This is a genomic window from Rhizobacter sp. (assembly GCF_035702065.1).
GTDB lineage: Bacteria > Pseudomonadota > Gammaproteobacteria > Burkholderiales > Burkholderiaceae_C > Rhizobacter.
Map to the genome: position 1 here is coordinate 1 of NZ_DASSRA010000112.1, position 8,300 is coordinate 8,300.

8 protein-coding genes are annotated in these 8,300 nt (G+C 64.4%); all 8 read left to right on the forward strand.

What is annotated here, in order from left to right; all coding sequences use genetic code 11:
- Positions 1 to 444 (forward strand): translation elongation factor Ts (gene tsf, locus VFL64_RS04970; RefSeq protein ID WP_489539278.1); only part of this gene is annotated, 444 nt, incomplete at its 5' end.
- A 95-nt stretch (positions 445 to 539) separates the two neighbouring features.
- Positions 540 to 1,250, forward strand: coding sequence for a UMP kinase (pyrH, locus tag VFL64_RS04975; RefSeq protein WP_489539279.1), 711 nt, complete (start codon positions 540 to 542; stop codon positions 1,248 to 1,250).
- Between the two features lie 18 nt (positions 1,251 to 1,268).
- Entirely contained in the window at positions 1,269 to 1,829 is a 561-nt protein-coding gene (frr, locus tag VFL64_RS04980) for a ribosome recycling factor (RefSeq protein WP_489539280.1), read from the forward strand.
- A 40-nt stretch (positions 1,830 to 1,869) separates the two neighbouring features.
- The gene (gene uppS, locus VFL64_RS04985; protein WP_489539281.1) at positions 1,870 to 2,601 is read left to right on the forward strand and encodes a polyprenyl diphosphate synthase; all 732 of its coding nucleotides are present in this window, start codon (positions 1,870 to 1,872) and stop codon (positions 2,599 to 2,601) included.
- 2 nt (positions 2,602 to 2,603) lie between these two features.
- Positions 2,604 to 3,449, forward strand: a complete 846-nt coding sequence (locus VFL64_RS04990) for a phosphatidate cytidylyltransferase (RefSeq protein WP_489539282.1) — start codon at positions 2,604 to 2,606, stop codon at positions 3,447 to 3,449.
- Between the two features lie 2 nt (positions 3,450 to 3,451).
- Positions 3,452 to 4,648 (forward strand): 1-deoxy-D-xylulose-5-phosphate reductoisomerase, encoded by a 1,197-nt coding sequence (gene ispC / locus VFL64_RS04995; protein ID WP_489539283.1) that lies wholly within the window; start codon positions 3,452 to 3,454, stop codon positions 4,646 to 4,648.
- A 5-nt stretch (positions 4,649 to 4,653) separates the two neighbouring features.
- Positions 4,654 to 6,027 carry an RIP metalloprotease RseP gene (gene rseP, locus VFL64_RS05000; RefSeq protein WP_489539284.1) on the forward strand — a complete coding sequence of 458 codons (1,374 nt, stop codon included), beginning with the start codon at positions 4,654 to 4,656 and terminating at the stop codon, positions 6,025 to 6,027.
- Positions 6,028 to 6,034: 7 nt separating this feature from the next.
- Positions 6,035 to 8,300 (forward strand): outer membrane protein assembly factor BamA (gene bamA, locus VFL64_RS05005; RefSeq protein ID WP_489539285.1); only part of this gene is annotated, 2,266 nt, incomplete at its 3' end.

The following is an 8,300-nucleotide window of genomic DNA, read 5'->3' on the forward strand; positions in this document are numbered from 1 at the left end:
GGCAAGCTGGCCAGCTACCTGCACGGCACGCGCATTGGCGTGATCGTCGAGTTCAATGGTGACGACGTTGCCGCCAAGGACGTCGCCATGCACATCGCCGCCATGAAGCCGGTGTCGCTGTCGTCCGCCGACGTGCCCGCCACGCTGATCGAGAAGGAGCGCTCTGTCGCCGCGCTGAAGGCCGCTGAATCGGGCAAGCCGGCCGACATCGTTGCCAAGATGGTCGAAGGCTCGATCACCAAGTACCTGAAGGAAGTGAGCCTGTTCAACCAGGTGTTCGTGAAGGCCGCCGATGGCAAGCAGACCGTCGAACAGCACCTGAAAGCCGCCAAGACCGACGTCAAGGGCTTCACGCTCTACGTGGTGGGCGAAGGCATCGAGAAGAAGGTCGACGACTTCGCAGCCGAAGTGGCGGCCCAGGTCGCTGCTGCCAAGGGCGCCTGATCCACCGTCGCCCTGTGTGAAGGGGCTTACCGGCCCCGTCTTCGCGGATAGACTGCACCGCACCCTCGACAGCCATCTCACTGGAGGTAATCCGCATGCCAGCGTACAAGCGCATCCTGCTCAAACTTTCGGGTGAGGCCCTGATGGGCGACGATGCCTACGGCATCAACCGCGCCACCATCGTCCGCATGGTGCGCGAGATCCAGGAAGTGACCCAGCTGGGGTGCGAGGTGGCGGTGGTCATCGGCGGCGGCAACATCTTCCGCGGCGTGGCCGGCGGCTCGGTTGGCATGGACCGCGCCACGGCCGACTACATGGGCATGCTGGCCACGGTGATGAACTCGCTGGCGCTGGCCGACACCATGCGCCAAGAAGGCATGACGGCACGCGTGATGTCGGCCATCGCCATCGAGCAGGTGGTTGAGCCTTACGTGCGCCCGAAGGCGCTGCAATACCTGGAAGAAGGCAAGGTGGTGGTGTTTGCTGCCGGCACCGGCAACCCCTTCTTCACCACCGACACCGCGGCGGCACTGCGCGGTGCAGAGATCGGTGCAGAGATCGTGCTCAAGGCCACCAAGGTCGACGGTGTGTACACGGCCGATCCCAAGAAAGACCCTGCTGCCACGCGGTACTCGCGGGTCAGTTTCGATGAAGCCATCACCCGCAACCTGCAGGTGCTGGATGCCACGGCGTTTGCACTCTGCCGCGACCAGAAGCTGCCCATCAAGGTGTTCAGCATCTTCAAGGCGGGCGCGCTCAAGCGCGTGGTGATGGGTGAGGACGAGGGCACGCTCGTCCACGTTTGATCTCAGGAGATCATTGACATGAGCATTGCAGACATTCGCAAGACGGCCGAGCAGAAGATGGCCAAGTCGATCGAATCGTTCAAGAACGAATTGCAGAAGATCCGCACCGGCCGCGCCCACCCGGGCATCCTCGACCAGGTGCAGGTCGACTACTACGGTTCGATGGTGCCCATCAGCCAGGTGGCCAACGTGAGCCTGCTGGATGCACGGACCATCAGCGTGCAGCCCTGGGAAAAGGGCATGGGCCCGAAGATCGAGAAGGCCATCCGCGAATCCGACCTCGGCCTGAACCCCTCAGCGCAAGGCGATCTGCTGCGCGTGCCGATGCCCGCTCTGACCGAAGAGCGGCGCCGCGACCTGACCAAGGTGGTGCGTAGTGCCGGTGAGGACGCCAAGGTTGCCGTGCGCAACCAGCGCCGCGACGCCAACGACCAGGCCAAGAAGCTGTTGAAGGACAAGGAGATCACCGAAGACGACGAGCGTCGTTCGCTCGACGAGGTGCAGAAGCTCACCGACCGGGTGGTTGCCGAGATCGACCGCATGATCTCGGCCAAGGAAGCGGAGATCATGGCCGTCTGATGCGGCCCACATTTCTCGTCTCCTCTGAACCTTGACTCCCGTGGATTCTTCCAAGCGCGTCCCGCGCCATGTCGCCATCGTGATGGATGGCAATGGGCGCTGGGCCAAGAAGCGGTTCATGCCGCGCTTCTTCGGCCACAAGGCAGGTGTCGATGCGCTGATGCGCACCGTCAAGGCCTGCGCCGACCGCGGCATCGAGTACGTCACCGTGTTCGCGTTCTCGTCCGAGAACTGGAAGCGGCCCACCGAAGAGGTGTCAGGCCTGATGAGCCTGGTGCTGGTGACCGTCACCAAGTACCTGGCCAAGATGGTGGGCGAGGGCGTGCGTGTGCGCATCGTGGGCGACCTGTCGCAGGTCTCCGACAAGGTGCGAGCCGCCCTGGACCAGGCCGAAGCGACGACGCGCAATGGCACGCGCATCAACCTCTCGGTCGCCTTCAACTACGGTGGCCGCTGGGACGTGGTGCAGGCCTGTCGCCAGGCCATCGAGGCAGGTGTACCGGCGGCTTCGCTCGATGAAGCCACGCTGTCGCGCTTCATGGCCATGAACTTCGCGCCCGACCCCGATCTCTTCATCCGCACCGGTGGCGAGGTCCGCATCAGCAACTTTCTGTTGTGGCAGGTGGCTTACTCGGAACTGGTCTTCAGCGATTGCCTGTGGCCTGATTTCGGCGAGGCCCAACTCGATGCGGCCCTGGCCGACTACTCCCAGCGCGATCGACGTTTCGGGCTGGCGTCGTCAGCCGACGTGCCCAACAACGTCAGGCCCTGAGCATGCTCAAGCAGCGCATCATCACGGCCCTGGTCATGCTGGCCCTGCTTCTGCCTGCATTGTTCGCACCCGTTGCGTGGCCGTTCGCCTTGCTGATGCTGTTGATGGCTGGAGCAGCGGCCTGGGAATGGGCCCGCCTCAACTCGGCATCTCCGACGCTGGCATTGGCCATGGGGGTTGCGATGGCAGTGGCCTGCGGGCTTGCGCTCCTGGCCGGCTGGGTTCGGGTCGGGCCCAGCGTGGCATGGTGGCTGGCTTTTGGTGTGTGGGTTCTGGGCGGAGTGCTGGCGCTGCGTGTGGGACCTGGCTCCTGGCACACGCTGCCGCGTGTCGCCCGCTGGCTGCTCGGCCTGGCGGCGGTGTGGACGGCCTGGCTCGCCTTGTCCAGCGCCAAGGCCACCGGCATCAACTTCATCCTCTCGATTTTCTGCCTCGTGTGGGTGGCCGACATCGCGGCCTACTTCGGGGGCAAGGCCTTCGGGCGCCGCAAGCTTGCTCCAGCCATCAGCCCGGGCAAGAGCTGGGAGGGCGTGTGGAGCGGGATGCTCGGGGTTCAGCTTCTTGCTTTCGCCTGGATACAGGCGGACCGGCACTGGCAGCTTGCACAAGTCGATTCGGCCAGCCTGTTCACGGTCTTGCTCGATCACCTCGGCGTGGCGGGCCTCGTGCTTGCTCTGGTCTTCCTCAGCGCCATGAGTGTTGTCGGTGACCTCGTCGAATCGCTGGTCAAGCGCAGCGCCGGTGCCAAGGACAGCAGTGGCCTGCTCCCCGGCCATGGAGGCGTACTTGACCGCGTCGACGCCTTGCTGCCGGTCTTTCCCATCGCGATGGCCCTGGGCACGCTCTGAACATGCGCTCTTCCATCCCCACGCGGCAGCGCGTCTGCATTCTCGGTTCCACCGGCAGCGTGGGCGCCAACACGCTCGACGTCATTGCGCGCCACCGTGATCGCTACGAGGTCGTGGCCCTCAGCGCCAACACGCGCGTCGATATCCTGCTCGCCCAGTGCGTCCAGTTTGAGCCGCGCTTTGCCGTGCTGCCGCAGGCGGTGCACGCCAAGCAGCTGCGCGAAGGTCTGCGCGAGGCCGGCTTGCGCACCGAAGTGCTGGAAGGCGCCGCCGCGCTCTCGCAGATCGCCGCGCACCCAGAGGTCGATGCGGTGATGGCCTCCATCGTCGGTGCGGCAGGGCTTGAGCCTTGCATGGCCGCGGCGCGGGCTGGCAAGCGCTTGATGCTTGCCAACAAGGAAGCTCTGGTGGTGGGTGGTGCACTCTTCATGCAGGCTGTGCGCGAAGGCGGGGCGACGCTGCTGCCGATCGACAGCGAGCACTCGGCCATCTTCCAGTGCCTGCCCGAAGACCGCAGCACCTGGCATGAGCGCATCGACCATATTGTTCTTACCGCCTCGGGTGGCCCCTTCCGCCAGCGCGATCCTGCCAGCCTTGCGAGTGTGACCCCCGACGAGGCCTGTGCCCACCCGAACTGGGTGATGGGCCGCAAGATCTCTGTCGACTCGGCCACCATGATGAACAAGGCACTCGAAGTGATCGAGGCCCGCTGGCTGTTCGACCTGTCGCCCGAGCAGATCCGCGTGGTGATCCACCCGCAGAGCATCATTCACTCTATGGTGGTGTGCCGGGACAACTCGGTGCTGGCGCAGCTCGGCACGCCCGACATGCGGGTGCCCATCGCTTACGGGTTGTCATTTCCCGAGCGCATCGAGTCGGGAGCGTCGGCCCTCGACTTCACGCGCCTGGCTGGCCTGCACTTCGAGCCGGCCGACATGACGCGCTACCCCGGCTTGCAGCTCGCATGGGACACCTTGCGCGGACCTGAAGGCAGCACTGCCGTGTTGAACGCAGCCAATGAAGTTGCCGTGGCCGCCTTCTTGGCGGGAACCATCCGCTTCGACCAGATTCACAGTGTCAATGCACGCACCCTGGACGTCATCTCCCCCGCAGCCGATGCGTGCCGTTCCGTCGACGGGTTGCTGGCCCTGGACGCTGAAGCGCGTCGCACAGCCGAGAGCCTGCTAACCAGGGCGTGACCACGATGATCACGGTTCTGGCCTTCATCCTCACACTGGGTGTTCTCATCATCATCCACGAGTACGGCCACTACCGTGTGGCGGTGGCCTGTGGTGTGAAGGTGTTGCGGTTCTCTGTGGGCTTCGGCAAGGTCATCTGGCGCCGCCAGCCCAGGCCGGGCGGTACCGAGTTCGTGATCTCCGCGCTGCCCCTGGGCGGCTATGTGCGCATGCTCGACGAGCGCGAAGGCCCGGTGGCTCCGAATGAGCTGTCGCAGGCCTTCAACCGCAAGCCGTTGTGGCAGCGCACGGCCGTGGTGGCGGCGGGGCCATTGGCCAACCTGCTGCTGGCGGTTCTTCTCTACGCGGCGCAGCATTGGATCGGTGTCGAGGAACCCAAGGCACGCTTCGGCGCACCGATTGCGGACAGCCTGGCCGAGCGCGCGGGGATGAAGTCGGGCGATTGGGTGCGTGCATTCTCATACGACGGCGCGCAGTGGCAAGACGTCCGCTCGATGACCGACCTGCGCTGGGAGATCACCCAGGCCGTGCTGCGCGGCGAGCGTCTGCACCTGATACTCAGCGATGGCGAGGGGCGTGGCCAGCATGTGGCGGTGCTCGATCTGGACACGCTGGACGCCAAAGACCTCGACGCCAAGACAATGCGCAGCATTGGTCTCGGCGCTCCGTATGTGGGCGACGCACCTGTGATCAGCATGGTTCGCCCAGGCGGTGCCGCAGCCAAGGCTGGCCTGCGCGAAGGGGATGTGGTGCTCAACATCGACGGCCTCGTCGTACGCAACACCACGCACCTGCTCGAACTGATCCGCGGCAGCGGCGAGCGCACCTCGGCCGCGCCGCTTCACTGGCAGGTACAGCGCGATGGACGCGTCGTCGATCTCGATGTTCAGCCCGCGGTGGTGGTGGACGGCGACAAACGCATCGGCCGCATCGAGGCCGGGCTGGGCAAGGCACCCGAGATGGTGACTGTGCAATACGGGCCTTGGGAGGGTTTGTCGCAGGCCGTGTCGCGAACGTGGGATGTATCTGCGCTCACGCTGCGGATGCTGGGCCGCATGCTGATCGGTCAGGCCTCGCTCAAGAACCTCAGCGGGCCGCTGACCATTGCCGACTACGCGGGCCAATCTGTGCGCATGGGCCTCGCGTACTACCTGGGCTTTCTTGCGGTGGTCAGCGTGAGTCTTGGGGTGCTCAACCTGCTGCCGCTCCCGGTGCTCGATGGTGGACACCTGATGTATTATCTTTTTGAAGCGGTGACGGGGCAGCCTCCCTCTGATGTGTGGCTTGAGCGGCTGCAACGCGGGGGCGTGGCCATCATGCTCATGATGACCTCGCTCGCTCTCTACAACGATGTGGCCCGCCTCCTGGGCCTGCACTGATCACTGCATGCGCACTGCCCCTGTCTCGTTCTCCCCCCGTTTACCTTTTCTGCGCCCGACCGTTCTCTCGGTGGCGCTTGCTGCTGCCTTGCACGCCGGTTCGGCCTGGGCTGTGACGCCTTTCGTTCTGAAGGACATCCGGGTCGAGGGCTTGCAGCGTTCCGATGCCGGTACCGTCTTTGCCTCGCTGCCCTTTCGCATCGGTGACACCTACAACGACGAGAAGGGTGCGGCCGCCTTGCGCGCTCTGTTCGCCACCGGCCTATTCAAGGACGTGCGCGTCGAGGTCGATGGCGACGTGGTGGTGGTGATCGTCGATGAGCGCTCGGTCATTGCCAACATCGACTTCGTCGGACTGAAGGAGTTCGAGAAGGATGTGCTTCTCAAGTCCCTCAAGGACTTCGGCATCGGCGAAGGTCTGCCATTCGACAAAGCCCTCGCGGACCGCGCCGAACAGGAACTGAAGCGCCAGTACCTCACCCGCAGCCTCTACGGTGCCGAGGTGGTGACCACCGTCACCCCGCAAGAGCGCAACCGCGTCAACGTGACCTTCACGGTCACCGAAGGCAGCGTGTCGCGTATCAACGAGATCCGCATTCTCGGCAGCAAAGCTTTCTCCGAAAGCACGCTCAAGGGCTTGTTCGACCTCAACGACGGCAGCTGGCTGAACTGGTACACCAAGGGCGACCGCTATTCACGCTCCAAGCTGACCGCCGACCTGGAAACGCTGCGCGCCTACTACCTGAACCGGGGATACCTGGAGTTCACGGTCGAGTCGACGCAGGTCGCGATCTCGCCCGACAAGCAGAGCATCACCCTCAACATCACGGTCAACGAAGGCCAGCCCTACACGGTCACGGCTGTGAAGCTCGAAGGCGAGTACCTGGGGAAAGACGACGAGTTCAAGGCGCTGGTGCGCATTCGACCCGGCGAGCCTTATCGCGCCGAGTCGGTGGCAGAGACGATCAAGGCCTTCACCGACCGGTTCGGTACCTATGGCTATGCGTTTGCCCGGGTCGACCCCCGCCCTGAGATCGATCGTGCGACGGGGCAGGTAGTGGTGGCGCTCGTCGCCGACCCGCAGCGGCGCGTCTACGTACGCCGCATCAACGTGGCCGGCAACAGCCGCACCCGAGACGAAGTGGTGCGGCGCGAGTTCCGCCAGTTCGAATCATCGTGGTACGACGGCCAGCGCATCAAGCTCTCGCGCGACCGCGTCGACCGCCTGGGTTACTTCAAGGAAGTGGGCATAGAGACCAATGAAGTGCCCGGCACCTCGGACCAGGTCGACCTGACCATGACGGTGGTCGAGAAGCCCACCGGCAACCTTTCGCTGGGTGCGGGCTTCTCGAGCGCCGACAAGCTGGCCCTGTCGGCCTCGGTGAAGCAGGACAACGTGTTCGGCACCGGCAACTACCTCGGCATCGACATCAACACCAGCAAGTCGGCCCGCACCCTGGTGGTGAGCGCGGTCGACCCCTACTTCACCATCGACGGCATCTCGCGGGCCTTCGACGTCTACTACCGGACCCAGAAGCCGATCAACAGCCAGGGCGAGGAATATCAGTTCATCACGCCGGGTGCTTCGATCCGTTTCGGCGTGCCGTTCAGCGAATACGACACGGTGTACTTCGGTATCGGTGCCGAAAGCACCGAGATCAGCGGAACAACGGGGCTGCCCAACAACTACTGGACCCAGGTGGCCAAGTTCGGCGAAAAGAGCAGCTCCGTGCCTCTCACCATCGGCTGGACCCGCGACGGGCGCGACAGTGCGCTGGTGCCCAATGCCGGCCGCTACCAGCGCATCAGCACCGAACTGGGCATCGCAGGCGACACACGCTACCTCCGAGCCAACCTGCAACTCCAGCAATACTGGCCGATTACCAAAAAGTACACCTATGCCTTCAACGCCGAGATCGGCTATGGCACGGGGCTGCTGGGTCGTCCGTATCCTGTCTTCAAGAACTTCTATGGTGGTGGTCTGGGTTCGGTGCGTGGTTTCGACCAAGGCACCCTGGGCCCGGTGGATGCCCTTGGTGGCTACACCGGTGGCACCAAGCGCCTTAACATCAACAACGAGCTGTATCTGCCCATCCCGGGCGCGGGCAACGACCGGACGCTGCGCTTCTTCGCGTACCTCGATGCCGGTAACGTGTGGGGCGATCAAACGCCCACGTTGCCTGATCCGCTGCGGGTTTCGATGGGCCTGGGCCTGAGCTGGGTGTCGCCAGTGGGGCCTTTGAAGCTCAGTTACGGTAAGCCGATTCAGTACG

Excerpts from the sequence above, each read along its gene's own strand:
- VFL64_RS04990 (WP_489539282.1), top strand. The coding sequence starts at position 2,604 with ATGCTCAAGCAGCGCATCATCACGGCCCTGGTCATGCTGGCCCTGCTT.
- frr (WP_489539280.1), top strand. The coding sequence starts at position 1,269 with ATGAGCATTGCAGACATTCGCAAGACGGCCGAGCAGAAGATGGCCAAG.
- ispC (WP_489539283.1), top strand. The coding sequence starts at position 3,452 with ATGCGCTCTTCCATCCCCACGCGGCAGCGCGTCTGCATTCTCGGTTCC.
- rseP (WP_489539284.1), top strand. The coding sequence starts at position 4,654 with ATGATCACGGTTCTGGCCTTCATCCTCACACTGGGTGTTCTCATCATC.
- pyrH (WP_489539279.1), top strand. The coding sequence starts at position 540 with ATGCCAGCGTACAAGCGCATCCTGCTCAAACTTTCGGGTGAGGCCCTG.